22 protein-coding genes and 1 riboswitch are annotated in these 25942 nt (G+C 54.6%); of the genes, 5 read left to right on the top strand and 17 right to left on the bottom strand.

The window, feature by feature from the left end:
- Position 1: 1 nt before the first annotated feature.
- Entirely contained in the window at positions 2-1711 is a 1710-nt protein-coding gene (gene araB, locus LLF79_RS18730) for a ribulokinase (RefSeq protein WP_227880139.1), read from the bottom strand.
- A 337-nt stretch (positions 1712-2048) separates the two neighbouring features.
- Here araB and araC point away from each other — a divergent pair, with 337 nt between their 5' ends.
- Both araC and LLF79_RS18720 read left to right on the top strand, forming a co-directional pair.
- On the top strand, positions 2049-2894 hold the full coding sequence (araC, locus tag LLF79_RS18725) for an arabinose operon transcriptional regulator AraC (protein WP_023293301.1): 846 nt from the start codon (positions 2049-2051) through the stop codon (positions 2892-2894).
- A gap of 128 nt (positions 2895-3022) precedes the next feature.
- Positions 3023-3790, top strand: a complete 768-nt coding sequence (locus LLF79_RS18720) for a DedA family protein (protein ID WP_008502007.1) — start codon at positions 3023-3025, stop codon at positions 3788-3790.
- A gap of 13 nt (positions 3791-3803) precedes the next feature.
- On the opposite strand, the gene LLF79_RS18715 is transcribed toward LLF79_RS18720, so the two are convergent.
- The 11 genes from LLF79_RS18715 to sgrR form a co-directional block, all read right to left on the bottom strand.
- Positions 3804-5183, bottom strand: a complete 1380-nt coding sequence (locus LLF79_RS18715) for a hypothetical protein (RefSeq protein WP_039024330.1) — start codon at positions 5181-5183, stop codon at positions 3804-3806.
- Positions 5183-5440 carry a PAAR domain-containing protein gene (locus tag LLF79_RS18710; RefSeq protein ID WP_039024331.1) on the bottom strand — a complete coding sequence of 86 codons (258 nt, stop codon included), beginning with the start codon at positions 5438-5440 and terminating at the stop codon, positions 5183-5185. The genes LLF79_RS18715 and LLF79_RS18710 overlap by 1 nt, the downstream gene beginning before the upstream one ends.
- Positions 5441-5457: 17 nt before the next feature.
- Entirely contained in the window at positions 5458-6147 is a 690-nt protein-coding gene (locus LLF79_RS18705; protein ID WP_045415595.1) for a hypothetical protein, read from the bottom strand.
- A 3-nt stretch (positions 6148-6150) separates the two neighbouring features.
- On the bottom strand, positions 6151-6843 hold the full coding sequence (locus LLF79_RS18700) for a hypothetical protein (RefSeq protein ID WP_045415596.1): 693 nt from the start codon (positions 6841-6843) through the stop codon (positions 6151-6153).
- A 3-nt stretch (positions 6844-6846) separates the two neighbouring features.
- Complete coding sequence (locus tag LLF79_RS18695) at positions 6847-7539, bottom strand: hypothetical protein (RefSeq protein ID WP_032654867.1); 693 nt, start codon at positions 7537-7539, stop codon at positions 6847-6849.
- Positions 7540-7562: 23 nt separating this feature from the next.
- Positions 7563-9743: a DUF3274 domain-containing protein gene (locus LLF79_RS18690; protein ID WP_227880137.1), complete on the bottom strand. Its 2181-nt coding sequence runs from the start codon at positions 9741-9743 to the stop codon at positions 7563-7565.
- The gene (locus tag LLF79_RS18685) at positions 9743-12253 is read right to left on the bottom strand and encodes a type VI secretion system Vgr family protein (RefSeq protein WP_227880168.1); all 2511 of its coding nucleotides are present in this window, start codon (positions 12251-12253) and stop codon (positions 9743-9745) included. Before LLF79_RS18685 ends, LLF79_RS18690 begins: the two co-directional genes overlap by 1 nt.
- Before the next feature lie 338 nt (positions 12254-12591).
- A complete protein-coding gene (thiQ, locus tag LLF79_RS18680; protein WP_227880135.1) occupies positions 12592-13293 on the bottom strand; it encodes a thiamine ABC transporter ATP-binding protein ThiQ in 702 nt (233 codons plus the stop codon).
- Positions 13277-14887, bottom strand: coding sequence for a thiamine/thiamine pyrophosphate ABC transporter permease ThiP (thiP, locus tag LLF79_RS18675; RefSeq protein ID WP_045406416.1), 1611 nt, complete (start codon positions 14885-14887; stop codon positions 13277-13279). Before thiP ends, thiQ begins: the two co-directional genes overlap by 17 nt.
- Entirely contained in the window at positions 14863-15846 is a 984-nt protein-coding gene (gene thiB / locus LLF79_RS18670; RefSeq protein ID WP_023345430.1) for a thiamine ABC transporter substrate binding subunit, read from the bottom strand. The genes thiP and thiB overlap by 25 nt, the downstream gene beginning before the upstream one ends.
- A gap of 31 nt (positions 15847-15877) precedes the next feature.
- A riboswitch (TPP riboswitch) is annotated at positions 15878-15978 on the bottom strand.
- Positions 15979-16014: 36 nt separating this feature from the next.
- Positions 16015-17670: an HTH-type transcriptional regulator SgrR gene (sgrR, locus tag LLF79_RS18665; protein WP_023326690.1), complete on the bottom strand. Its 1656-nt coding sequence runs from the start codon at positions 17668-17670 to the stop codon at positions 16015-16017.
- 88 nt (positions 17671-17758) lie between these two features.
- On the opposite strand from sgrR, the gene sgrT reads away from it, so the two are divergent.
- Both sgrT and LLF79_RS18655 read left to right on the top strand, forming a co-directional pair.
- On the top strand, positions 17759-17911 hold the full coding sequence (gene sgrT, locus LLF79_RS18660; protein WP_008502002.1) for a glucose uptake inhibitor SgrT: 153 nt from the start codon (positions 17759-17761) through the stop codon (positions 17909-17911).
- Positions 17912-18031: 120 nt separating this feature from the next.
- Positions 18032-19210 (top strand): sugar efflux transporter, encoded by a 1179-nt coding sequence (locus LLF79_RS18655; protein WP_032664609.1) that lies wholly within the window; start codon positions 18032-18034, stop codon positions 19208-19210.
- A gap of 58 nt (positions 19211-19268) precedes the next feature.
- On the opposite strand, the gene leuD is transcribed toward LLF79_RS18655, so the two are convergent.
- From leuD to leuL, 5 genes are all read right to left on the bottom strand, one after another.
- The gene (gene leuD / locus LLF79_RS18650; protein WP_023324149.1) at positions 19269-19874 is read right to left on the bottom strand and encodes a 3-isopropylmalate dehydratase small subunit; all 606 of its coding nucleotides are present in this window, start codon (positions 19872-19874) and stop codon (positions 19269-19271) included.
- A 10-nt stretch (positions 19875-19884) separates the two neighbouring features.
- Positions 19885-21285, bottom strand: coding sequence for a 3-isopropylmalate dehydratase large subunit (gene leuC / locus LLF79_RS18645; RefSeq protein WP_008501999.1), 1401 nt, complete (start codon positions 21283-21285; stop codon positions 19885-19887).
- 2 nt (positions 21286-21287) lie between these two features.
- Positions 21288-22379 (bottom strand): 3-isopropylmalate dehydrogenase, encoded by a 1092-nt coding sequence (gene leuB / locus LLF79_RS18640; RefSeq protein ID WP_021240531.1) that lies wholly within the window; start codon positions 22377-22379, stop codon positions 21288-21290.
- Positions 22379-23950, bottom strand: a complete 1572-nt coding sequence (gene leuA / locus LLF79_RS18635) for a 2-isopropylmalate synthase (protein ID WP_021240530.1) — start codon at positions 23948-23950, stop codon at positions 22379-22381. The genes leuB and leuA overlap by 1 nt, the downstream gene beginning before the upstream one ends.
- Positions 23951-24041: 91 nt before the next feature.
- On the bottom strand, positions 24042-24128 hold the full coding sequence (gene leuL / locus LLF79_RS27085; RefSeq protein WP_071530973.1) for a leu operon leader peptide: 87 nt from the start codon (positions 24126-24128) through the stop codon (positions 24042-24044).
- A gap of 606 nt (positions 24129-24734) precedes the next feature.
- On the opposite strand from leuL, the gene leuO reads away from it, so the two are divergent.
- The gene (gene leuO, locus LLF79_RS18625; protein ID WP_025912169.1) at positions 24735-25679 is read left to right on the top strand and encodes a transcriptional regulator LeuO; all 945 of its coding nucleotides are present in this window, start codon (positions 24735-24737) and stop codon (positions 25677-25679) included.
- Positions 25680-25942: the final 263 nt, after the last annotated feature.

The raw sequence follows: 25942 nt of genomic DNA, 5'->3' as shown, positions 1-25942 counted from the left end.
CTTAATGGGTCAGGGTTGCCGTAGTGTCCGCGGTGCTTTTGGCCGGGGCGGCGACAGGGAGATAGTGAAGTTCGGCGCTTTTTGCCCATTGCTGGTAGCGCTGATAAAGCTGTTCAAAGCGTTGTGCCTGCTGGGCACGCGGCTGAAGGGTGTTTTCGACGGCACTCGCCATATGCTGCTGCGCGGTGGGGATATCCGCATGGACGCCAGCGGCTACGGCGGCGAAAATTGCCGCCCCCAGCGCGCAGCACTGATCGGAGGCCACAATCTGGAGCGGACGGTTCAGCACGTCGCAGCAGGCCTGCATGATCACCGGGTTTTTACGGGCGATGCCGCCCAGCGCCATCACGTTGTTCACGTCGATGCCCTGCTCGGTGAAGCACTCCATAATCGCGCGGGCGCCGAAGGCGGTGGCGGCAATCAGACCGCCGAACAGCGCAGGCGCGTCGGTCGCCAGGTTGAGGTCGGTAATCACCCCTTTCAGGCGCTGGTTGGCAAACGGCGTGCGGCGGCCGTTAAACCAGTCCAGCACCACCGGGAGGTGGTCGAGAGACGGATTTTTAGCCCAGGCGTCGGTAAGCTGCGGCAGGAGCTGCTTTTTGCTCTCGGCGATCTGGGTTTTCAGTTCAGGATGTGACGCCGCCAGCCGATCCAGCGGCCAGCCGAGCACGCGGCCAAACCAGGCGTAGATATCGCCAAACGCGGACTGACCGGCTTCGAGGCCGATAAAGTCTGGCACCACGCTGCCGTCAACCTGGCCGCAGATGCCTTTTACCGCGCGGTCGCCGACGGTGGCTTTATCTGCCGTCAGGATGTCGCAGGTGGAGGTGCCGATCACTTTGACCAGCGTGTTTGGCTGTGCGCCCGCGCCCACGGCGCCCATATGGCAGTCAAACGCGCCGCCGGAGATAGCTACGTTCTGCGGCAGGCCGAGACGCGTCGCCCACTCTTCGCAGAGGGTGCCGACGGGAATATCGGCGGTGAAGGTGTCGGTAAACAGCGGGTATGACAGGCTCTTGTTGATGATCGGGTCGAGCTCATCAAAGAACGCGGCCGGAGGCAGACCGCCCCAGCTTTCATGCCACAGGGATTTATGCCCGGCGCTGCAGCGGCCGCGGCGGATATCCTGCGGGCGCGTGGTGCCGGAGAGCAGGGCGGGAACCCAGTCGCATAGCTCAATCCAGGACGCCGCTGCCTGTGCGACAGACGCGTCCGCGCGGGTGACGTGCAGGATCTTGGCCCAGAACCACTCGCTGGAGTAAATCCCGCCGATATACCGTGAGTAGTCCGTTTTGCCCTGCTGATGGCATAAGCGGGTGATGGCTTCGGCCTCTTCCACGGCGGTATGGTCTTTCCACAGCACGAACATGGCGTTCGGGTTGTCGGCAAACTCCGGGCGCAGAGCCAGCACGCGGCCTTCGGCATCCACAGGGGCAGGCGTAGAGCCGGTGCTGTCGACGCCAATCCCCACAACATCGGCCCGCTGGGCGTCGGTCAGGTCTGCCAGAACGGTTTTGATCGCCGCTTCCATCGACTCGATGTAATCCCGCGGGTGGTGACGGAACTGGTTGTTTGGCGCATCGCAGTAGCGCCCCTCTTGCCAGCGCGGATACCACTCAACGCTGGTTGCTATCTCCTGGCCGGACGTACAGTCCACTGCCAGCGCGCGAACTGAATCGCTGCCAAAATCGAGGCCAATCGCAATTGCCATGGTGTTGCTCCATCGAAAAAACAGGTATGGAAGAACATTAGAGACTGGGGACAAAAGTCGTCAGGCAGGATCCGCTAATCTTATGGACTAAATTGCTGTTACAACGGAAAGTGTGACGCCGTGCAAATATTCAATGTGGACATTTCTGCCGCACTTATAGACACTTTTGTTACTGGTTATCTGCCTGCTCTGGCGGAGAAATCAGGGGGAAAGGCTGAAACATGGCGGACGTAAAAGCGGCGTGATGCTTTTTGGATCTTTTCGCGGGCCATTTTTAACCTGCATTTAGTGATATGGACAATTGGTTTCCTTCAGGACCCTTGGGAGAACTGAATCTATGGCCGAAACGCAGAACGATCCCCTGCTGCCGGGATACTCGTTTAACGCGCACCTTGTGGCGGGGCTGACCCCTATCGAGGCTGAGGGATATCTCGACTTTTACGTCGACCGACCGCTCGGGATGAAAGGGTATATCCTCAACCTGACCGTGCGGGGGGAAGGGATCATCAAGAACGGTGACCAGCAGTTCGTCTGCCGCCCGGGGGATATCCTGCTGTTCCCGCCGGGGGAGATCCACCACTATGGCCGTCATCCGGATGCCAAAGAGTGGTATCACCAGTGGGTCTACTTCCGTCCGCGCGCCTACTGGCAGGAGTGGCTTTCCTGGCCGGCTATTTTTGCTCACACCGGGTTTTATCGCCCGGATGAGGTGCATCTGGCGCAGTTTCGCGAGCTTTTTGCCCAGATAATCGAGGCGGGGCAGGCTGGTGGACGCTATGCCGAACTGCTGGCGATAAACCTCCTTGAACAGCTGCTGCTGCGGCGGATGGAGGCGATTAACGCGTCGCTGAATCCGCCGCTGGATAACCGCGTGCGCGACGCCTGCCAGTACATCAGCGACCACCTGGCCGATAGCCAGTTTGATATCGCCAGCGTTGCCCAGCACGTCTGCCTGTCGCCGTCGCGGCTGTCGCACCTGTTCCGCCAGCAGCTTGGCGTCAGCGTGTTGAGCTGGCGCGAGGACCAGCGGATCAGCCAGGCGAAGCTACTGCTCAGCACCACCCGGATGCCCATCGCCACCGTGGGGCGCAATGTGGGCTTTGAGGATCAGCTCTATTTCTCCCGGGTATTTAAAAAATGTACCGGTGCCAGCCCCAGTGAATTTCGCGCGGGATGTGAATAAACGGTAAAAAAAGATAAACAAACAGGTGAATGCGGGAAGCAACCTGTAAACTATTCAGACAATTGTTGCCTTGACGCGGTGCAGGGCGCTAAGCAGAATCGCTGATTCGTTTTCTGACCGGAATAGTTATGCAGGCATTGCTGGAACACTTTATTACCCAGTCCGTTATGTACTCGCTCATCGCCGTGGCGCTGGTGGCGTTTCTGGAATCGCTGGCGCTCGTCGGGTTAATCCTGCCCGGCACCGTGATGATGGCGGGGCTTGGGGCACTGATCGGCAGCGGCGAGGTCAATTTCTGGCAGGCATGGCTGGCCGGGATTATCGGCTGTCTGCTGGGCGACTGGATCTCATTCTGGCTGGGCTGGCGCTTTAAGAAGCCGCTGCACCGCTGGTCGTTCATGAAAAAGAACAAAGCGCTGCTGGATAAAACCGAGCATGCGCTGCACCAGCACAGCATGTTTACCATCCTCGTGGGCCGTTTTGTTGGGCCAACGCGTCCGCTGGTGCCGATGGTGGCCGGGATGCTGGATCTCCCCGTCGCGAAATTTGTGGTGCCGAACATCATCGGCTGCGTCTTCTGGCCGCCGTTCTACTTCCTGCCGGGTATTCTGGCGGGCGCGGCCATCGATATTCCTGACGGTATGCAAAGCGGTGAGTTCAAGTGGCTGCTGCTGGGCACGGCGGTGCTGCTGTGGCTGGCGGTCTGGCTCTGCTGGCGCCTGTGGCGCAGCGCGAAAGCGAGCGTCGATCGCCTGACGCGCTATCTCCCGCGCTCTCGTCTTTTGTGGCTGGCCCCGCTGACGCTGGGTGTGGCCGTGGTGGCGCTTGTGGCGCTGATTCGCCACCCGCTGATGCCGGTGTACGGTGAGATCCTGTTGAAGGTGGTGAGCCGTTAATCGGTTTCCCGCTCTAGTATCCCATATCTCGGTAAGCCCGGTTTGAGCTGATGATCGACAGTAAAGCGCCTGTTACCGCTGGAACCAGAACAGAGAGTATTATGCTTGCCGCTAATGCCAGTATGGAAGGCATCTCACCGGGCTTATTGGTTATCATCATAATGAAAAATAACGAGAATAATAAAAATAGCCCCGTCATTACCCCATTAACAAAAGGAAGCAGCCAAACGTCCCATCGGCAGATTTCGGGTACATGAGTTTCATGCGAGGAAAGGGCTGTGACGGAGAATTTATTCATTGCTGAATTTGCCACCAGCTGAGTTCCCTGCGCATATTTTACCGCATCGGCAGCCAGCGCCAGCGCCAGCCATCTGTATCCCTCGCTCTTTTCCCCGAGTGAGGATTCCATTTCCAGCCGTTCCATAACAACGTTTTTAGCATCCAGCGCCTGCATCAAAGGATATTTTTCCGTACGGGATAATCCGCTGTACCAGAGCGCTTTTGGGGCCGTCACAGGGCCAACATCCAGATAAACCGGCATCGTTTCTTCTACGTCCGTGATCTTACTCATCGGTTGGTACAGATAAACCGGTTTCTCTCCCTCTGTATGCACGTATTGGTTAGTGAACAGAAAAGCGCAGGCGTTTTCCATGCGCTTACTGTCACCGTCTTCACCATGCATATCGACGACGATCAGCAGCCTGTTAACGATGAACTTGTCGCTTGCCGCTATCCATTCCCCGATGAGCGAGTAGTCAGGGCACTCGCTGATAAACTGAATTTTGCCGCTTTGCGCACTGTGTAACTTCAGATTTCCCAGCACTCGTCTCAGATCCTCAACACAGTTCGCATCGCCCCCGCGAACCCAGACGTATGTTTGTCTTAGCTGATACGCACTCATTTTGAGCTTATCGGCCATCGGCGCGAGCAGGCGCGAAAAGACGGCTTCGTCTGGAGTCTGGTCAAACGCTTCGGTTGCCTCAATCTTTAGCGGCGTTTTGGGCGCCAGCGGAAACTCACCTTCAAGCTTTAGCATATTCAGCGCCAGCTGATCGACCGGAGAGAGAACCGACCAGGCTGCAATGGTAATGTTCTGACGCGCAAAACGTTTTAGCCGGATAGCCCTCTCCTTTGCTATATATTTGCGAGTTTCTGCATAGTTTACTGACGTACTTATTATCATTTTCAGCGCAAATACCAGACACGTTACCAGGCTGAGCGGAAGCAGTACGGACGGCAAGAAAAAAAAGAGCGTCACATGTTTATTCTGAGGCCAGTTAACAATCTCAAGAATGATCCCTACGACAACAGCGGCGACATACACAGCAACGATCGCTAATGTTGGCATTTTCACGTCAGCATCTTTCTGCTTCGAATATAACCACCACTCCATTATATAGCCCCCGCCGTTGGCAGCGTTGTCCTTATTTCACACCCGCACGCCGCTTTACACCGGTCGACAACCACGCCTCGTCCGAGCATCGTCCAGCGTGGATGGCACTCTGTAATCGGGTACTTCCCTTTGTGCAGCAGGCATTCAACGATGTCATCTTTTAGCGCCACGGGTTTACCCATGAAATTGGCCCCTGAAGCTGAAGTCACTTTTCCACCGTTCGCCAGCGGATCGTCTAAGCGAATTACGCCGTTCATTGTTTATCCTTAGTCGTTTATCGCGCATCCATGTCACAGCGCATATGGTCCCAGCCGGTGTAACCTTTCACTTCAGGGACCTTATCGGGTAAGTTCTGATAATTAGTATGGAATTTTGCCGTATCGTTCTCCAGTGCCTCCTTAGTGATGTAATCGAGCCCCCACGCAGGTCCTGGTGATTGTGGTTTAATTCTGTGAGTTACGCCTTCAACTACATAATCAATTCCTGGCCCACCAGTTGCCAGGCGTGGATCATCAAACGGTCTGGAGGACATATAAAGCCGGTGCTTTGTATGCAGAAAGCCTTGATCGTTTATTACCGTCAGAGATAGCACCTCATCATAAGCTGGTGAGGAATCACCATTCGGCTCGTTTTCTCCGGGAGAAAACTGCGCTAACTGCCAGGTCTTTCCGAAATCTTTTGATACGGTAAAGGCACCACCACCCCATGATGTGAGGACAATATATCGCTCTGAAGGGTGAATAAATTTTTTGGTAAAAATGCGATAAAATTGTGAATACGGCTGCGAATGAATCCCCCGCTGCGTATCGGTGTACCAGAGCTCGCCTTCGCAGTCCCAGCCCTTCAGTTCGAGATAACGATGGTCATCAAAACGATAGACTACCTGTGTCGGCGGCTCTTTCGCCTGACAGCCTGAAGTCATCAGTACAGCAGCGGCAGCTATGCCTGAGAATATTGCTTTCATCAGTTAGCGCCCCGCATCCATGTCACATTGCATATGGTCCCAGCCGGTGTAGTTTTTTACTTCAGGGACCTTATCGGGTAAATTCTGATAATTGGTATGGAATTTTGCCGTATCGTTCTCCAGTGCCTCCTTAGTGATGTAATCGAGCCCCCACGCAGGTCCTGGTGATTGTGGTTTAATTCTGTGAGGTACGCCTTCAACTACATAATCAATTCCTGGCCCACCAGTTGCCAGGCGTGGGTCATCAAACGGTCTGGATGACATATAAAGGCGGTGCTTTGTCAGCAGAAAGCCCTGGTCATTCACCACTGTGAAAGAAAGAACATCATCTCGCGGAGGTGAGTTCATTCCATCCGGTTCGTTTCCACCGGGAGAAAATTGTGCAACCTGCCACGTTTTCCCGTAGTCCTTAGAGACACGAAACCCACCGACTCCCCAGCCTGTAATAGCGATGTATCGTTCTGAGGGATGGACAAACTTTTTAGTAAATATTCTGTAAAACTGGCTGACAGGTTCAGAATGAATCCCCCGCTGCGTATCGGTGTACCAGAGCTCACCTTCACAGTCCCAGCCTTTCAGTTCGAGATAACGATGGTCATCGAAACGGTAAATCACCTGTGTCGGCGGCTCTTTCGCCTGACAGCCTGAAGTCATCAGTACAGCAGCAACAGCCAGGCCTGAACATAATGCTTTCATCAGTTAGCGCCCCGCATCCATGTCACATTGCATATGGTCCCAGCCGGTGTAGTCTTTTACTTCAGGGACTTTATCTGGCAAATTCTGATAATTGGATTCACGCCTGACGACTTTTCCCTCCAGCCATCCTTTTGTGAAATACACCATCCCCCATTTCCAGCCAGGTGCATCTGAAGTTATTTCGTCCACCTCTCCATTTTCAAGCTGGTACTTAATTCCAGAACCACCGGGCAATACGCGTGGATCGTCAAACGGTCTGGATGACATATAAAGGCTGCGCTTTGTCTGCAGAAAGCCCTGGTCATTCACCACTGTGAAAGAAAGAACATCATCACGTGGAGGTGAGTTCATCCCGTCCGGTTCATTCCCACCTGGTGAATAGCTGACAGACCGCCAGGTCTGGCCGTAATCTTTAGAAACGATGAAACCATCAACTTCCCAATTGGGGATCACGATGTAACGCTCTGAAGAATGGATAAATTTTTGTGTAAATACCCGATAAAATTGGAAGTAAGGCTGAGAGTGAATTTTTCTTTGAGTATCCGTATACCAGAGCTCGCCTTCACAGTCCCAGCCCTTCAGTTCGAGATAACGATGGTCATCAAAACGATAGACCACCTGCGTCGGCGGCTCGTTGGCCTGACAGCCTGAAGCCATCAGCAATACAGCCAAGGCTGTACCTATTCTATTTTTCATTTCCCTTTACTTCCCTGTTTTGTTCAATAAGGGCGAAGATCGAGCGCCGATATCTGATTTTGTAATCCCAGTTCACGGTCACTTTTTGTTTTGGGCATATCCCATTGCAGATTTGCGACTTCCTGGTTACCAGCTGCCAAATCTCGTGATAGTTTCACCGTAGTTGCATTGTTAAAGTCATTTACAACTCCAAAATTACCTGCGGGTAAAATTTCATTTGGCTTATTCATGTAATTTTTAGTCGTTGCTATAGGCAGCTTTCCTGAACGGTAATACTCCACTGCCTGCAAATTTGTATTCAGCGGATCCCGCCAGTCCGCACGGTGCAGCAGGTCTTCCCAGAATTTGCCCGCCTTATAATCAAAGGACCGGCACTGGCCGATGGCCAGGTCATAAGCCATCGCATGGGACGGGGCATATTCACTCATCACGATTGACGAGTGCTGGCTGTAACTTACCGGGTCGGACTTCGCCCATTCCTTTTCCAGCTCTTCGCGCGGGCGAAGCCAGGTTAATGTCACGGTCGGAAAATCCTTTGAACCTGCCACCACGCCGTTAATCACCTGGACACCGCGCTCATAGCTTTCCATTTTCAGCTCATCGGGCGTCAAGACATGGCCGGGATGCCAGCTTAGGCTTTGGTATCTGCTAACACCGTATGTGGCGCTTTGCGTCCGTTTGATGGCGTAGGCTTTTGCTGAGTAGGAGATATAGGCGTCCGGGCTGTCCGGATCGATGGAGGCGGTATACGGCTTATCTCTCGTTTTTGGATCGTCGCCTTTATAATTATTTGCCCCCTGCAATGTGAATATAAACTTCACCGGTAGCTCTTCACCGTTCACCATCACGTCATGCGCGGTGTAAGAGGCGTTACCGACTGAACCGTAATCCGCATCACCCGTTCTCACGGGCGGCAGGCTAAACGGTTTCCCGTCCGGCGTCGTTCCCACCTCTCCATGTTGATAAAATACCCGCTGATACAGGTTTGGAATATGGCTGGCAATATCTTCAGGAATACCGCGCCAGCCGAACCCCTGTATGTTCTTGAGGGAGACGGTGCCGTCATTCGGACAAAAATAGTTATAGACCCGGCCGTTATTATCGCGTCTGTATCTTGTATCCGTCCTTAACGGGTTGTCGGACGGTTTACGCAGCGTGCAGGCCGCTTCCATTGCCAGAATATCGGCTTCTGTTATCTCACCGCCTTTGTAATGCGTCGCCATCAGTGCGCAAAAGTTCTTAAACGTCTGCACCCGCGCATCGGATGTCTGATGATGACCCGGTTGAATATCTTCAGCCAGCCGACTTTCGAGCGAGTAAGGGGAGTGATTGAGAATGACGCAGTTAACCGGCTCATATCCCGCCTGCTTCACCAGCATGTTTGCCAGCATGGTGATAATCGTCCCCTGACTGTGGGCTACGATATTGATAACGTCATTTCTTGTTACGTCTTCTGCACGTATCTGAAGAATCACATCCGCTAGGCGCTGTGCGGCAAAGAACTGGTAAATCCGGTGAGGATTAGAAAAAATAGGATGGGTAAAATCACCATCATTCGCATGCAACGTTATAATCCCTGCTGCGGACGTTGCGAATCCCCCTGCGCCTGGCCCCAGCATATCCGGAATATTGGTTGTCGCATTCGCAAAGGTGCCGCCGCCCTTGGCATAGTTCACATCAAGCGCGTTACCAAAATTGTCGTTCTGGTATTTAAACGCCCCCTGGCCGTCATTACCCAAATCCGCTTTTTTCTTCGCATCATCCTCGGGGTAAGCGTCGAACGGCAGATGTGCCTCCGCCTTGAGCTTGCTGACTTCATTGCGATAGCGCTGCTGATCTGCGCGGTATTCTTCATGCGTTACAGGCTTATAGCCCCAGTAAAACGGGATAACAGGCGAGCGGCCCGGCGCCGCGATTTTCTTTTGCGCCTCTTCATTGTGCGTCATGATGAAGTGATTCCATTCATGCGCGTACATATCTGTCCGGTTAAGCCGTTTATTTAACCCGGCGATAATGCCCTTCTCCTGATTCTGATAAGCTTCACCCACATCGTTTACCCCATGAACCAGAATCACGATCCCCGGCATCGGACGAGGAATGCCCACCCTGCATGTCTGCGCCGTCAGGCTTAATGATTTGGGGACGGGGATATCGTTCTCAGAGACCACGCGCGGGCAATACGGGCTTTTCTTCTCATCAGCCATCAGAGTACCTCCAGTTTGTACGAATCAAGGTCGGCCGCATCCAGCAGCGGGGAACAGCCATTGCTGTCGGTCACGCCTTCAATCATTTGGCCCGCCGAGCTTTTAAGGCGGAACGCGCGATTAGCGAGGATCTGCTCCGGGTCGTCAGACGCATGCAGCTGATAGCGCTGTGCAAACGCGCCCTGGTTAAACGCAGGCGCTTGCGTTTGCACGCTTTCCGCCCCTTTATAGGCAAAATTCGGCGCTTTAATGTCCACGCCGGTTGGCGAGAAAATTTCAACCAGCCCGCTGGGACTAATACGAATGCCACCACCACCGCATACCAGCTGTATTCCCTGCTTCGCACTGCCGTTAATTTTGCCTGCCGTGCTCGTGACGGTGAAATCATCCTGAGAAAGCATGTGCAGGGCTCCGCGCTGCGCCTCTGTTTTGATATCACCGGCACTGGCAATCAGCTGTATGCCAAGTTTGCGGGCGAACAGAGAGAGCCTTTCCCCTACGGCCAGCGAGAACTTTTTCACCACGTTTACGCTGCCGTTGCGGCCAGCGGTTGCAATCAGATCCTGACCTGCCGAAAGCTGCAGGCTTTGCGGCGTGATGTGGGCCTGTCCTTCTCCGGCATAGGTCAGCAGGCCCGCGCCTGTAAGCTTATTCAGCGTCTTAAGCAGGGCATTTTGCCGTTCGGTATCCACCTCATCGGCACCGGCCGTCATTGCGCACTGCTGCAGCGTTATGGCCAGCGAGAGTGCTTTTTCGAGCTGCGCGATGGCCGCCGTCATATCCAGCTGTTGTCCCTGGGCGCGCGGTTGCGCTTCAGTGCTGATCATTACGCCTTTTGCCGCTCGCAGCGCCATCCAGTCATCTGTTCGCGCTTCAAGACCTTCCCCGCGCGGCTTTCCTTCCGCATCGACAAGATGGCCCACGCTGAGCTGTCCCTTTCCGCGCTCTGTTGAAATCTTGATATGTTCCTGGCCCCTCCTGTCTTCCAGACGGATTTTATTCAGGCCAGCAGTACGGATGATGTTGCGGGTATCATTGCGGTTTGTGACTAAATCAGTGTGCGCGCCGTTATGCATGGCATGGGCGATGAACGGGCGATCCGGATCGCCGCCTTCAAACGCAATGGCGACCTCCGTGCCTTCGAGCAGTGGAAAATGAAAACCGTAAACATCTCCGGCGTACGGTCTGGCAAGGCGCACCAGCGCACTTTCAAAGCCTGAACGTTTCTCATCGAGATCAAAATCGAACTTCACCCGGTAGCGTCCGGCGGCATCAATCCCCGCATAGATTTTATTGCTACCTATCGCCATTACCCGTGCGGGAACGGTACCTGCAATTTGTGGTCGGGGAAGAAATTCTGGCCTGAAACTATACTCATGCCGGCAAGGGATGCCTGACAGCAGGGCTTGATAATGCTCTGCGCGACTGCCCGTTATCGTCATTGACGTAACGAAAAAACCTTTCTTAAAGCCATCAGGGATTTGACCGGTTATGTCGAACTTTATGCCCGGCTGCAGTTCCGCTGCGCTGGTTGTGGCACCGAGTACACATTGGGTATTTAGCAGGCGCTCATAGCGCAAACGTGCATAGAACGTAGCGGTTTCACTTTCTTCTCCATAAAAATCCCCGCCCTGCAGAAAATGATCTGAATGGTGGTATTCGCTACCTGTCGTAATGCCACCGGGAATGTTGTTACTGACAATAGTTTTATCCGCCTGCGGTGAAAGAGGATCGCGGTAGTTATAGGACCTCACCATTATATTTTCGGGTATTAACGCGTGTCGTTCTTCCAGTTCTGTCACGTACTCATCATGACTGGTCATCCCGGAGCGACGAACAAAGGGGAATTTCTTCTCGCTAATGATATAGCGGCTGGCAGAGTCACCAAAAATAACGACCGTTTCCGTCGGCGTGGTGCTGTGATTTTCAAGACGGAACCATATTCCAACTTCGGCCAACAGGCGGCGAATAAACTCCAGGTCGGTCTCTTTCCACTGAATAATCATTTCCCTGCGTGGATAGGTACATCTGAGGCTGTCGAAATCAATATTGAAGCCTTCAAAATAACGGCTCTCTTTCATCAACTGCGTGACGACCTCCGGCACGGTGACATCGGTGTACACTGCCGAACGGAAGTTTCTGTTCAGTAACGCAAGCTCATGTTCAAGCACGCATTCATAGAGCGCTTCATCTGAAGATGACTTAACGCGGGAAAACGCAGTAATTGTTCCATTAATCTGGCGCACTGGGAGCCAGGATGACTGACCATGCCATGACGCCTTAGGGTTAGGGGCGCGAAGAAGAAATTCCGCCTTCTGATTCAAAATGGCGTCAGGTGAAATATTTGCATTGGGGCTGGTAAATCGGATGGTATAGCGATAGGGCTGGCTGAGTGCTTCTTCGCCTGTAAAGGAATGTACGTCATTTAACGCGTTAGCGTTACGTGGGAAAAAAAGTAAATATCGATTTAGCGTGTCGTTTTGCTGAAAGTTTCCTGGGCGCACTGCCATGATAATATCCCTTACAAGAGCAGTAGAATCATAAAATAATACTCTCTTAGCAAACAAACGTAAGGGTTGAAACCATTCTGATGTGTTTATTTTTTTCTTGATGTATTTATTGTTCGTATAATTAAAAATTATTAATTCATAAACGGAATGTGATTTAAAATAATAATGAAAAAGCTCGATTTATTATTGGTCAGGATCGTCGGTCGCCAAACCAGTTTATATGCGCTCTGACTTTTCATTCAGAGCGACATTCGGCTATGACATTAAAGAAGGGGCTTTCATTGCTTTTGAAAAAAATGACGGAGGACTTTTTAGTCCTTTTAGTGAAGGGGAGGGCATCAGATTGCCCTGATGCCTAACAGTGAAGACGCGGTAGCTTTACCACTCAGCAGTTCTTCTGTCTTCCCATTCCACAAAATACGTCCTTCGGCAACCACCACCGATCGCGGCGCAATCCGTGCGGCATCTTCGATACTGTGCGACACCATCAGCATCGTAAGCTGTTGGCGCTGGCAGACCTCCTGCACCAGGGCGAGCATCTCCTGGCGCAGCGCGGGATCGAGCGCCGAGAACGGCTCATCCAGCAGCAGCAGCGGCTGCTCGCGCACCAGACAACGCGCCAGCGCCACGCGCTGACGCTGGCCGCCGGAGAGCTCGCCCGGCAGCCTGTCGATGAATTCAGCGATCCCCATCTGTGCGGCAATCACTTCAAGTTTTTCGCGTTGGGCATCGTTCAGCCTGAGCCCCGGATGCATTCCCAGCGCGATGTTTTGCCGCACCGTCAGATGGGTAAACAGGTTGTTTTCCTGAAACAGCATCGACACAGGACGTTTAGCCGGAGGGGCGTTGGTGAAATCACGATTATCGATGGCTATCGACCCACTGGCAGGTTGCAGAAAACCGGCGATCAAATTGAGCAAGGTGCTTTTCCCGGCACCGCTTGGGCCAAGCACCGCAATCCGCTCGCCCTGCTGAACGGAGAGCGTAAAGCGCATCGGCAGATGCTGATAGAGCCAGGTTACATCAGTCAGTTTTAACATCACGCCCCGGGAGTTTTTCGATAACGGTAAATAAGGCAAAGCACAGCAGCAGCAGTAACAGCGCGGTAACCGCGCCGTCCTGACTGCGGTAAGAGCCGATTTGCTGATAAAGCCAGTACGGCAGCGTGCGGAAATCGTCATTACCGAACAGCGCCACAACCCCAAAGTCTCCAATGGAGAGCACGCAGGCAAACGCCAGCGCCTGAGCCAGCGGACGTTTTAGCGCGCGCAGTTCCACAACCTTCAGCCGCTGCCAGCCCTGCATGCCCAGCGACTGACACAGCAAACCGTAGCGGCTATTGACGTCGCGCATCGGGTTTTCCAGCACCTTAAGCGCGTAGGGGATGGCCATTAAGGCGTTAGTGAATATCACAATGCCATCGGCCCTTTCCGGCAGGCCGAGGGTGCTGTTGAACAGTAAAAAGAAGCCCGTTGCCAGCACGATCCCCGGCATCGCCAGTATCAGCATGCCCGTCAGTTCCAGCATTTGTCCGGCTTTTTGCGCCTGGCGGGCGTAGAGCTCACGGCTGCTCCACAGCAGCATCATGGTCAGCATAACGCACAGCAGTCCGGCAGCCAGCGCTATGCGTACCGAGGTCCAGGTCGCCTGCCAGAGAACGGGCTGTTGCAGGACGGATATAAGATTGAGGTTCAGGCCGTCAACGATAACGGCCAGCAGCGGCGGCAGCAACAGCAGCAGCGCCAGCGCGATCAGGATAACATCGCTGATGCGGCTGTGCAGGCTGTCCTGCGGATCGCGCCAGCCGGTTATTTGATGACTACCTGCGGGAATGGCTTTACTCAGCCGCTGGCTCAACAGCACCAGCACCAGACAGCACGCCATCTGGACTATCGCCAGCAGTGCGGCGCGACCGGGATCGTAGTCGTAACTCAGCGCCTGGTAAATCGCCAGCTCAATGGTGGTGGCCTGCGGCCCGCCGCCAAGTGACAGCACGGTGGCAAAGCTGGCAAAGCAGAGCATAAAGATTAATGCCGCCACGGGCGGGAGCTGGCGGCGCAGCCACGGCCATTCGACAAAACGAAAGAACGACCAGCCGCGCATGCCGAGCTGGGCGGCAATCTGCCGCTGCTCGCCGGGAATGTTCTCCAGCGCCTGCAAAAAGAGGCGCGTTGCCATCGGCATATTGAAAAACACGTGCGCCAGCAGAATGCCCTGCAGTCCGTAAGGCGAGAATGACCACTCAATACCAAGCTGGCCGAACAGCGAAGCCAGCCAGCCCTGACGACCGTAGACACTCAGAATGCCAAAAACGGCCACCAGAACCGGCAGGATCAGCGTCATGGCGCACAGGCGCAGCAGGGCCTGCCTGCCGGGGAAACGCCGCCGATAGAGCGCGCGTGCAAGAAAAATAGCCGGGATCGCCGACAGCAGGGCAGAAAGAGACGCCTGCCAGAAGGAGAACCGGATAACGTGCCAGAGGTAGCTGTCGTGCCAGAGGGCGAGCAGGTCGCTCTCCGGTGCGTTAAACCACAGCGCAAGAAAGGCTCCCAGACTGACCGCCACCATCACGACGGCGGCGAGCAATCCGGGGAGTAACCAGCCGGGAATTAACGGCTGACGGCGCGTTGCCATTCACTTACCCATGCGGCACGCTGCGCGGCGACCTGCTGCGGCGTAAACTCCAGCGAGGTTTTCGGCTTGGTCAACTGTTCAAAACCTGCAGGCAGCGCAACGCTGGTGACCGGATACATCCAGTTGCCCGCTGGAATGGCGTTCTGGAATGCTGGTGAAACCATAAACTTCAGGAACTTCTCGGCCAGTTCCGGCTGTTTGCTGGCGGCGGTACGCGCGGCCACTTCCACCTGCAGATAGTGCCCTTCCGCAAAATCAGCCGCAGCATAGTTGTCTTTCTTCTCGGCGATAATGTGGTAGGCCGGGGAGGTGGTGTAGCTCAGCACCAGATCGCTTTCACCTTTCAGGAACAGGCCATAGGCTTCGCTCCAGCCTTTGGTCACGGTGACGGTTTTGGCGGCCAGCTTCTGCCACGCTTCCGGCGCCTTATCGCCGTAGACTTTCTGCATCCACAGCAGCAGGCCCAGGCCCGGCGTGCTGGTCCGCGGATCTTCATAAATCACGCGCCACTTCTGGTCGCTTTCCACCAGCTCTTTCAGGCTCTTCGGCGGATTTTTCAGCTTGTTTTTATCGTAGACGAAAGCAAAGTAGCCGTAGTCGAACGGCACAAAGGTGTCGTTCTTCCAGCCGCCCGGCACGTTAACGGCCTCTGCCGCGACGCCGCTTTTGGCAAAGAGTTTGGTTTGCGAGGCGGCTTCCAGCAGGTTGTTATCCAGTCCGAGCACCACGTCGGCCTTGCTGTTTTTCCCTTCCATGCGCAGGCGGTTGAGCAGCGAAACGCCATCTTCCAGCGCCACGAACTTCAGCTCGCAGTTGCAGTCGGCTTCAAAGGCTTTTTTGACGACCGGGCCAGGGCCCCAGTCGGCAGAGAAGGAGTCGTAGGTGTAGACCGTCAGAACGGGCTTGGCTAAAGCGGGCAGCGCGAACAGCGCCAGCAGGGGGAGAACTTTTTTTAACACTTTGCACCTCAGGGTTGAGTGGCAAAGGATTTTGAGCGACAGCCTCAAATCCCTTCGCCGGCGTTATCCGGATCAGGTTCGACGGGTATTATCTCAGCGCACATCTGTGATGCAGCACCCCGTTGAGAACGACGCTATTGTAATGATTTGGTGAATATTACGAAAGCGTTATGGCTCCGGGGGCGCAAACCAGGCGGATTTAAAATCAAACCAGCCCAGGGTGTTCATCCGCAGGCCGCGCATGCTGCGCTGGCCCTGGATCATCAGCCAGTGGTGGATCAGCGGGACGATCGCCTGTTCGGCCAGCAGCTGCTGGCACCATACGGCAAGATTCATCTCGCCCGCACGCCACAGGGCGGCATCCTGCTGCCAGTCCCGGTCGATGCAGTGCTGGATCAGCGGGACTTCATACAAATGCGAGAAGAGGGAAAAATCGAGCGGCAGGGTAAAGTTAGCGCTGTTGAGCCAGATATCGCTGGCGATTTCCCCCTGATGCCATTCGTCATAGTCCACTTCCCTGATGTCCAGCCTGACCCCCTCCGCTGCCAGCAGGCGGGTCATGATTCTGGCGATAAAACGATGCTCAACATGCTCGCGGTAGTAGGTCAGGGTGATGGACTCCAGCCCTGCGGGTTTGTCGCAGCGCGTTGGTCGGGCATGGTGCCAGCGCGGAAGCAGGCCGTACGCCGGGAACCAGTATGTCTGGTACTGCTCTTCCGCATGGTAGATAAGATTGGAAGGAGACAGCACGTGGCTGATCCACTTGCGGACAGCCGGGTTTGCCCCACGGTGGGTGCGGCGGTCAAAGAGGAGATAGTAGCAGCCCTCCTCCAGGCGGCTCTCCACGGCCTTTTCTCCGGTGGTGGGACCTTCAAGCGTCAGCCCGCAGCTCAGGTCTTCATTGAGATCCGGCAATACCCACACGTTCACTTCGTCGATCAGCGCCCGATAGCCAAAGTAGTCATCGAACGCGCGGATTTTCAGCTGGTTGCTGTTATTGCGGGAGACGGAGTAGGGCCCGGTGCCAATCGGCAGGCTGGCAAAATTGTTCAGTGATTCCCACTCGGCGGGCAAAATCATCGACGGCACATAGCCCAGCAGCCAGGGAAGCCACTTGTCCTGCTGCGCCAGCTCGATATCCAGCGTCCAGGCCGTGGGGGAGTGGATGCGCGAAATATGCGAGTAGAGCGGCAGCCTGCGGGCGCGTTCCAGAGAGGCGATGACGTCGTGCATCTCCAGTTCGCGACCGTGGTGAAAGTGGATGCCGGGGCGTAAGAAGAAGCGCCAGTGGCGCGGGGAAAGCTGCTGCCAGTGGTGCGCGATATCCGCCTCCAGTTCCCCGTTTTCCTCATTTATCCGCGTCAGGCCGCTGAAGATTTGTCGGGCCATGTGGGTTTCAGAACGCCGTAACGCCGTGCCGGGCAACAGATTTTTCATCGGACGGTAGTAGAGCACCCGCAGAATGTGTCGGCCCTGACGAAAACTGCGTCCGAGATGGGAGACCAGCATCTGGCGCACGGCGGCCTTGTCGCCCACCAGCTGGACCAGCTGATCGATACGGTCCTGCTCGAGCAGGTCTTCTGCACGCTGCTGCTGCAATGCCAGCCCGGTGTAGAGAAAGGTCAACCGCGAGCGTTTCCCGCGTCCCGCCTCCGCTTCCCAGCTTAACCACCCCTGCTGCTGCATGGTATTGAGCAGCGTGCGCATATGGCGGCGGGAACAGCTAAGCAGGTCAGCCAGCTCGTTGAGCGTGGTTTCCTGCGATTGCCCCTCGCAGCACTGCCAGAGGCGGATAAATTGTTGCTGCAGACGACCGGAAGGCATAAAAGAGGAACTCCTGACAAAAAACCAGCAATTTATTAATCCCTATATTAGGCCAATAATGCTTCCCGATGAAGCGAGGAGGTAAATGATGAAGAGGTCTACCGCACGTCAGTTTTATCAGCAGTACTTTTCAGCGACAAAAGGATCGTCCTGGCTGGCCCGCCCGTGTGCAGAGCAACGGCTGAAAATGTTAGAAGAACTGATGCAGTGGGACGTTACGAAACCGGCCTCTTCTCGCTGACTCGCCTCGATCATGTGTGACTGAGTATTGGTGCTAATCACCCGCCAGCAAAATGTTTTTGCTGGCTTTTTTCGTTTATTCTTTCACCCAATTTCGATTCGCTTTCACAAGGACTTGCGCATGCTGTGGTTGATGACGATGGGGCGACGCCTGAACGGCGTGTATGCCGCTTTTATGCTGGTGGCCTTTATGATGGGCGTGGCGGGAGCGCTGCAGGCGCCGACGCTGAGCCTGTTTCTCAGCCGCGAGGTGGGGGCACAGCCGTTCTGGGTGGGGCTGTTTTATACCGTCAACGCGATTGCCGGGATCCTGGTCAGCCTCGCGCTGGCGAAACGATCGGACAGCCAGGGCGATCGTCGTAAGCTGATCCTCTTTTGCTGCGCCATGGCCGTGGGCAACGCGCTGCTCTTTGCCTTTAACCGCCATTACCTGACGCTCATTACCTGCGGCGTGCTGCTGGCCTCTCTTGCGAACACCGCCATGCCGCAGCTGTTTGCGCTGGCCCGGGAATACGCGGATAACTCGGCGCGGGAAGTGGTGATGTTCAGCTCGGTGATGCGTGCCCAGCTCTCGCTGGCGTGGGTCATTGGCCCGCCGCTGGCCTTCATGCTGGCGTTGAACTACGGCTTTACCGCGATGTTCTCCATCGCGGCCGGGATTTTTGTCATCAGCCTGGCGCTGATAGCCTTTGCGCTGCCGTCCGTGGCGCGCGTCGAACAGACAGCGGATAAACCGCTCACCCAGGTGAGCGGCTGGCAGGACAAAAACGTCCGCATGCTGTTTATTGCCTCCACGCTGATGTGGACCTGCAACACCATGTACATCATCGACATGCCGCTGTGGATCAGCAGCGATCTGGGCTTACCGGACAAGCTCGCGGGGATCTTAATGGGCACCGCTGCCGGGCTGGAAATTCCGGCGATGATTCTGGCGGGCTATTACGTTAAGCGCTTTGGGAAGCGTCGGATGATGATCGTCGCCGTGGCGGCCGGGGTGCTGTTTTACGCGGGACTGATCCTTTTCCATTCGCGTGAAGCGCTGCTGGCGCTGCAGCTGTTTAATGCTGTGTTTATTGGCATCGTTGCCGGGATCGGCATGCTCTGGTTCCAGGATTTAATGCCGGGCCGCGCCGGGTCGGCGACCACGCTTTTTACCAACAGCATTTCGACCGGAGTGATCCTGGCGGGGGTGATTCAGGGGGCGCTGGCGCAAAGTTACGGGCATGGCTCAGTTTACTGGGTGATTGCCGCGATTTCGGTGGTTACGCTTGGGCTGACTTGCCGGGTTAAGGATGTCTGATTCTGGAAGGCGGCTTTACGAAACAAATCAATGGCCCGCTTTTTGCGGGCCATTGTCTTTAGCCCATAAACGCAGGCTGTTTTTTCTCGTACGCGGAGATGGCGTCTTCGTGCTGGAGAGTTAAACCAATGCTGTCCAGACCGTTCAGCATGCAGTGGCGACGGAAGGCATCAATGCTGAAGCTGTAGGTTTTATCCCCGGCTTTCACCACTTCCCCTTCCAGATCCACTTCAAACGACATGCCCGGATTTGCCTTAACCAGCGCGAACAATTCATCGACCTGTTCGTCGCTCAGCGTCACCGGCAGCAGCTGGTTGTTGAAGCTGTTGCCATAAAAGATATCCGCGAAGCTGGGGGCAATGACCACCTTAAAGCCGTAGTCTGTCAACGCCCAGGGGGCGTGTTCACGCGACGAGCCGCAGCCAAAGTTTTCCCGCGCCAGCAGGATGGATGCGCCTTTGTACTCCGGGAAGTTCAGAACGAATTCCGGATTAGGCACCTCGCCTTTATCGTCCAGGAAACGCCAGTCGTTGAACAGGTGCGCGCCAAAGCCAGTGCGGGTCACCTTCTGCAAAAACTGCTTAGGAATGATCGCGTCCGTATCAACGTTAGCGGCGTCCAGCGGGACAACACGGCCCGTATGTTGGGTAAATTTCTCTGCCATGATTGTCTCCTTATTTCAGGCTGCGAATGTCGGCGAAATGACCGGTGACTGCCGCAGCGGCGGCCATTGCCGGGCTGACCAGATGGGTGCGCCCACCGCGGCCCTGACGGCCTTCAAAGTTACGGTTGCTGGTGGAGGCACAGCGCTCACCCGGATTCAGGCGATCGTTGTTCATGGCCAGGCACATGGAGCAGCCAGGCAGGCGCCACTCAAAGCCTGCTTCGATAAAGATCTTATCCAGACCTTCGGCTTCCGCCTGGGCTTTCACCGGACCGGAGCCTGGAACCACCAGCGCCTGCACGCCCGGTGCGACTTTACGGCCTTTGGCAATCTCTGCCGCCGCACGCAAATCTTCGATACGGGAGTTGGTGCAGGAGCCGATAAATACCTTATCAATGGTCACGTCGGTCAACGGTACGCCGGGTTTCAGCCCCATATAGGCCAGCGCTTTTTCCGCACTGGCGCGCTCGACCGGATCGGCGAAGGAGGCCGGATCGGGAATGGCGTCGTTGACGGAAATTACCTGGCCCGGGTTGGTTCCCCAGGTCACCTGAGGGGCAATCTCTTCTGCCTGCAGCGTGACAACGGTATCAAACGTTGCCCCGTCGTCGGTTTTCAGGGTTTTCCAGTACGCTACCGCGTCGTCAAAATCCTGGCCCTTCGGCGCGTGCAGACGGCCCTTCACATAGTTGAAGGTCGTTTCATCTGGCGCGACCAGACCGGCTTTGGCACCCATCTCAATGGCCATATTGCACAGGGTCATGCGACCCTCCATGCTCAGCGCCTGAATCGCGTCGCCGCAGAATTCAACGACGTGGCCGGTACCGCCTGCGCTGCCGGTTTTACCGATGATCGCCAGCACGATGTCTTTCGCGGTAATGCCAGGTGCCGCTTTGCCCTTCACTTCAATCTTCATCGTTTTGGCGCGGCCCTGCTTCAGGGTCTGCGTCGCCAGCACGTGTTCAACTTCAGACGTGCCAATCCCGAACGCCAGGGCGCCAAACGCGCCGTGGGTTGCGGTATGGGAGTCGCCGCAGACGATGGTCATGCCCGGCAGGGTAATTCCCTGCTCTGGCCCCATCACGTGAACGATGCCCTGATAGGGGTGGTTCAGATCGTACAGCTCAACGCCAAATTCGTTGCAGTTCTTGATCAGCTCCTGCATCTGGATACGCGCCATCTCACCCGAGGCATTAATGTCTTTGGTCTGGGTGGAAACGTTGTGATCCATCGTCGCGAAGGTTTTACCCGGCTGACGTACCGGGCGCTTGTGCGCGCGCAGGCCGTCAAATGCCTGAGGAGAGGTCACTTCGTGTACCAGATGACGGTCAATGTACAGCAGTGGGGTTTCGTTTGGTGCCTCGTAGACAACGTGCGCATCAAACAATTTTTCGTATAACGTTTTGGCCATGATTACACCCCTTCAGCGACATAGCGGGCAATAATGTCGCCCATTTCATCGGTACTGACTGCCGCCGCGCCGCGTGATAAATCACCGGTACGAACGCCTTCTTCTAACGCCCGGTTAATGGCATTTTCAATTGCGGTTGCTGCATCGCCTGCATCCAGGCTGTAGCGCAGCAGCAGGGCCAGAGAGAGGATCTGCGCAATCGGGTTAGCGATGTTTTTGCCCGCAATATCCGGCGCGGAACCGCCTGCCGGCTCGTACAGGCCAAAACCTTCTTCATTCAGGCTGGCGGATGGCAGCATGCCCATAGAGCCGGTGATCATCGCGCACTCGTCTGACAAAATGTCGCCGAACAGGTTGGAGCACAGCAGCACGTCAAACTGGGACGGATCTTTAATCAGCTGCATGGTCGCGTTGTCGATGTACATGTGCGACAGCTCAACGTCCGGGTACTGCTTCGCGACTTCGCTGACGATCTCGCGCCACAAGATGGAAGACTGCAGCACGTTCGCTTTATCAATGGAGGTCACTTTATGGCGGCGCTTGCGCGCTGACTCAAAGGCGATATGGGCGATACGTTCAATTTCGAAGCGGTGATACACCTCGGTGTCGAACGCCTTCTCATGCTGGCCGCTGCCTTCGCGCCCTTTTGGCTGACCGAAATAGATCCCGCCGGTCAGTTCACGCACGCACAGAATGTCGAAGCCGTTGGCGGCGATATCCGCGCGCAGCGGGCAGAACTCTTCCAGGCCCTGATACAGCTTCGCCGGACGCAGGTTGCTGAACAGCTTGAAATGTTTACGCAGCGGCAGCAGCGCGCCGCGCTCTGGCTGCTCTGCAGGCGGCAGGTGTTCCCACTTCGGGCCACCGACGGAACCAAACAGCACGGCATCGGCATTTTCACAGCCTTCCACGGTCGCTTTCGGCAGTGGCGTACCGTGGTTATCAATCGCAATACCGCCCACATCGTAGTGGCTGGTGGTGATTTTCATCGCAAAACGCGCGCGAACGGCTTCCAGTACTTTCAGCGCCTGTGCCATCACTTCCGGGCCAATACCGTCGCCCGGTAACACAGCAATATGGTAATTCTTCGACATTACACGGTTTCCTTGTTGTTCTCTTTATTCTGAGCTTTGCGTTGCAACTCTTTTTCGACTTCGGCGGCGCGCCAGATGTTGTTCAGCACATGCACCATCGCTTTCGCGGAGGATTCAACGATATCGGTCGCCAGGCCCACGCCATGGAAACGGCGGCCATTGTGGGTCACAACAATGTCGACCTGGCCCAGCGCATCTTTGCCGTGGCCCTTGGCCGTCAGGTCATATTTCACCAGCTCAACGTCGTACTCGGTGACGCGGTTGATCGCCTGATAAATGGCATCCACAGGGCCGTTTCCGTTCGCCGCTTCGGCCTTAATTTCATCACCGCAGGCCAGCTTGACAGAGGCAGTGGCGATGTCGCTGGAGCCGGACTGCACGTTGAAGTAATCCAGACGGAAGTGCTCTGGCTCTTCCTGCTGCTTGTTAATAAAGGCCAGCGCTTCCAGGTCGTAGTCGAACACCTGACCTTTTTTATCGGCCAGCTTCAGGAAAGCGTCGTACAGCTGATCCATGTTGTAATCACTGTCCTTATAACCCATCTCTTCCATGCGGTGCTTCACCGCCGCACGGCCGGAACGGGAGGTCAGGTTCAACTGGACCTGATTCAGGCCGATAGATTCCGGGGTCATAATTTCGTAGTTTTCACGGTTCTTCAGCACGCCATCCTGGTGAATGCCGGAGGAATGCGCGAAGGCGCCCGTGCCGACGATCGCTTTGTTGGCCGGAATCGGCATGTTGCAAATCTGGCTGACGGTCTGGCTGGTGCGCCAGATCTCGTTGTGATTGATGCGGGTGTGCACGTCCATGATGTCTTTGCGCACTTTGATCGCCATGATCACTTCTTCCAGCGAGCAGTTGCCCGCGCGTTCACCGATACCGTTCATCGCGCCTTCTACCTGACGCGCGCCGGCGTGGACGGCTGCGATGGCATTGCCCACGGCCAGACCCAAATCATCGTGGGTGTGGACGGAGATAATCGCTTTATCAATGTTCGGTACGCGGTCATACAGGCCGGTGATGATATTGGCGAACTCAAACGGCATGGTGTAGCCGACAGTGTCCGGAATGTTGATGGTTTTGGCGCCGGCATTGATGGCGGCTTCCACCACACGGGCCAGATCTTCAATCGGCGTGCGGCCCGCATCTTCACAGGAGAATTCAACGTCATCGGTGTAGTTGCGTGCGCGTTTCACCATATATACCGCGCGCTCAATCACCTCATCCAGCGTACTGCGCAGCTTGGTGGCAATGTGCATAGGTGAGGTGGCAATAAAGGTGTGAATACGGAACGCTTCGGCCACTTTCAGCGACTCAGCCGCGACGTCGATATCTTTTTCAACACAGCGTGCCAGACCGCACACGCGGCTGTTTTTAATGGTGCGGGCGATAGTCTGGACGGATTCGAAATCACCCGGAGACGAGACCGGGAAACCCACCTCCATCACGTCGACACCCATACGTTCGAGAGCCAGCGCGATCTGCAGTTTCTCTTTTACACTCAGGCTTGCCTGTAATGCCTGTTCACCGTCACGTAAAGTAGTATCGAAAATAATGACTTGCTGGCTCATGGGTTAGGTCCTTGTCAGTCTTAGGGCGCCTTGCTACGAGCATAAAAAAACCCGCGCAGTGGCGCGGGTTTTTAGTCTTACTGGTGACGATTCAACGCTGAATTTCGCCCGCCAGTCTACCGCGCACAGTGGATGCGTTTAGTAGTAGTAGACCGGTGAAACGAATGGTGCGAATCATGAATCGTGCTCCGTTAAATTCAATATGCTTTTAGTGGTACTGGATACGCCAGTTGATGTCAACCCCTGATGATAAAAACGGGCCCGACGGGCGTAATCAGCAGGATAATTACTTTAGCTAATTGTGCTGGTTTTGGCTTTTACGACCCGACTAATTGTCTAATTTTGGACTGAAGAAAACAGTTGCAGAAACAAATAAATATAATTGTTTCAAATGAGTGACGCGCGTTACTGAGAATGTTCTGTACGTAAAGGGTTTTAATATCATTAAGTTATAATTATGGTGAATCTATTGCGCTTCGCTGAAAAACGAAAAGAGATAACATGTTATTAACTAACTGCAGAGCGGTGGCGATAACAGTTTAATAATACTTAAGTCATCATTAACCTGGCGGTCATTGTGTATTTGTTTGGTTTATGGTTTCATTTTAATCCTAAAGTCAAACATATCATTTGCGCTATTTTCTTTTCGTTTATATAGCGTCTTTATATATTCTGAATTTTAAATAATTCTCTTTCGCTGATCGTATTTGCATGATAAATCATATTTTTCGAGATGATTAGCGTACGTTGGCAAAGGGAGTTTAGCGTGACAGTGGAGTCAGAAGTGCCAGAAAATAATATTAAACAACCTCAAGCTACTGATGGGATTAAACCGCAGTTACGCACGGTGGATCTTAATCTTCTGACGGTGTTTGATGCGGTCATGCAGGAACAGAATATCACCCGCGCCGCCCAGGCGTTGGGGATGTCGCAACCTGCTGTGAGTAATGCCGTTGCCAGACTCAAGCTCATGTTTAACGACGAATTATTCGTTCGTTACGGGAGGGGGATCCAGCCTACGGCACGCGCATTCCAGTTGTTCGGTTCCATCCGCCAGGCGTTGCAGTTGGTGCAAAATGAGCTGCCGGGATCGGGCTTTGAACCCTTGAGCAGCGAGCGCGTATTCCATCTTTGTGTCTGCAGTCCATTAGATAATTATTTAACGTCGATTATTTATAATAAAGTTGAAGAAATCGCACCAAATATCAATCTGGTTTTTAAATCATCCCTGAATCAAAACACGGAACATCAGTTACGCTATCAGGAGATCGAATTCGTGCTGGGGTATGAAGAGTTCCGTCGTCCGGAATTTTCCTGCGTGCCGCTCTTTAAAGATGAAATGGTTCTTGTCGCCAGTAAAAAACACCCACGTCTCAATTCTCCGCTGCGAGAACACGATGTTTATAACGAACAGCACGCCGTTGTTGCTCTCGACAGATATGCTTCCTTTAGCCTGCCGTGGTATGACACTGCGGATAAACAGGCGTGCGTGGCTTATCAGGGCATGGCTATGGTCAGCGTATTAAACGTGGTCTCCCAGACACAGCTGGTGGCGATTGCACCGCGCTGGCTGGCAGAAGAGTTTTCTGACCCATTAAATCTGCAAATTTTGCCACTGCCGCTCAAGTTAAATAGCCGAACCTGTTATCTCTCCTGGCATGAAGCGGCCGGACGGGATAAAGGACACCAGTGGATGGAAGAGTTGCTGGTTGGTATCTGTCGCCGGTAAACGCATCGGGATAAATCGCATCGGATCATGTGATTTATCCTGAGTTTTTTTGGATAGTTGCTATTTTGTTCTGTGAGTCTTTTTTTCGGGCGGCTCTTCGGCACGCAAAAATAGATGATTTCCTGCATTGTCCTGCTTTTCAGCGATGATTTATCACACCGCCCTCTATTCTCAGAGGAATTAACCATATCTTCTGTTAACGGCTGCGTTTTCTGCTTTACGCACCGTTTATCTCCCCGGGTTTGCTAATTGCCTGCCTCATA

The sequence above is a fragment of the Enterobacter cloacae complex sp. 2021EL-01169 genome (assembly GCF_020733125.1).
Classification (GTDB): Bacteria; Pseudomonadota; Gammaproteobacteria; order Enterobacterales; family Enterobacteriaceae; genus Enterobacter; species Enterobacter roggenkampii.
This window is presented reverse-complemented; position numbering and strand designations above follow the sequence as displayed.

Coding starts and splice junctions, on each gene's coding strand:
- thiQ (WP_227880135.1), bottom strand. CDS start 13,293: ATGTTAAAACTGACTGATGTAACCTGGCTCTATCAGCATCTGCCGATG.
- LLF79_RS18715 (WP_039024330.1), bottom strand. CDS start 5,183: ATGGAGTGGTGGTTATATTCGAAGCAGAAAGATGCTGACGTGAAAATG.
- LLF79_RS18655 (WP_032664609.1), top strand. CDS start 18,032: ATGCTGTGGTTGATGACGATGGGGCGACGCCTGAACGGCGTGTATGCC.
- LLF79_RS18720 (WP_008502007.1), top strand. CDS start 3,023: ATGCAGGCATTGCTGGAACACTTTATTACCCAGTCCGTTATGTACTCG.
- LLF79_RS18710 (WP_039024331.1), bottom strand. CDS start 5,440: ATGAACGGCGTAATTCGCTTAGACGATCCGCTGGCGAACGGTGGAAAA.
- leuC (WP_008501999.1), bottom strand. CDS start 21,285: ATGGCCAAAACGTTATACGAAAAATTGTTTGATGCGCACGTTGTCTAC.
- LLF79_RS18700 (WP_045415596.1), bottom strand. CDS start 6,843: ATGAAAGCATTATGTTCAGGCCTGGCTGTTGCTGCTGTACTGATGACT.
- LLF79_RS18685 (WP_227880168.1), bottom strand. CDS start 12,253: ATGGCAGTGCGCCCAGGAAACTTTCAGCAAAACGACACGCTAAATCGA.
- leuL (WP_071530973.1), bottom strand. CDS start 24,128: ATGATTCGCACCATTCGTTTCACCGGTCTACTACTACTAAACGCATCC.
- thiP (WP_045406416.1), bottom strand. CDS start 14,887: ATGGCAACGCGCCGTCAGCCGTTAATTCCCGGCTGGTTACTCCCCGGA.
- araC (WP_023293301.1), top strand. CDS start 2,049: ATGGCCGAAACGCAGAACGATCCCCTGCTGCCGGGATACTCGTTTAAC.
- LLF79_RS18695 (WP_032654867.1), bottom strand. CDS start 7,539: ATGAAAAATAGAATAGGTACAGCCTTGGCTGTATTGCTGATGGCTTCA.
- sgrR (WP_023326690.1), bottom strand. CDS start 17,670: ATGCCTTCCGGTCGTCTGCAGCAACAATTTATCCGCCTCTGGCAGTGC.
- araB (WP_227880139.1), bottom strand. CDS start 1,711: ATGGCAATTGCGATTGGCCTCGATTTTGGCAGCGATTCAGTTCGCGCG.
- leuB (WP_021240531.1), bottom strand. CDS start 22,379: ATGTCGAAGAATTACCATATTGCTGTGTTACCGGGCGACGGTATTGGC.
- leuD (WP_023324149.1), bottom strand. CDS start 19,874: ATGGCAGAGAAATTTACCCAACATACGGGCCGTGTTGTCCCGCTGGAC.
- sgrT (WP_008502002.1), top strand. CDS start 17,759: ATGAAGAGGTCTACCGCACGTCAGTTTTATCAGCAGTACTTTTCAGCG.
- LLF79_RS18690 (WP_227880137.1), bottom strand. CDS start 9,743: ATGGCTGATGAGAAGAAAAGCCCGTATTGCCCGCGCGTGGTCTCTGAG.
- leuA (WP_021240530.1), bottom strand. CDS start 23,950: ATGAGCCAGCAAGTCATTATTTTCGATACTACTTTACGTGACGGTGAA.
- LLF79_RS18705 (WP_045415595.1), bottom strand. CDS start 6,147: ATGAAAGCAATATTCTCAGGCATAGCTGCCGCTGCTGTACTGATGACT.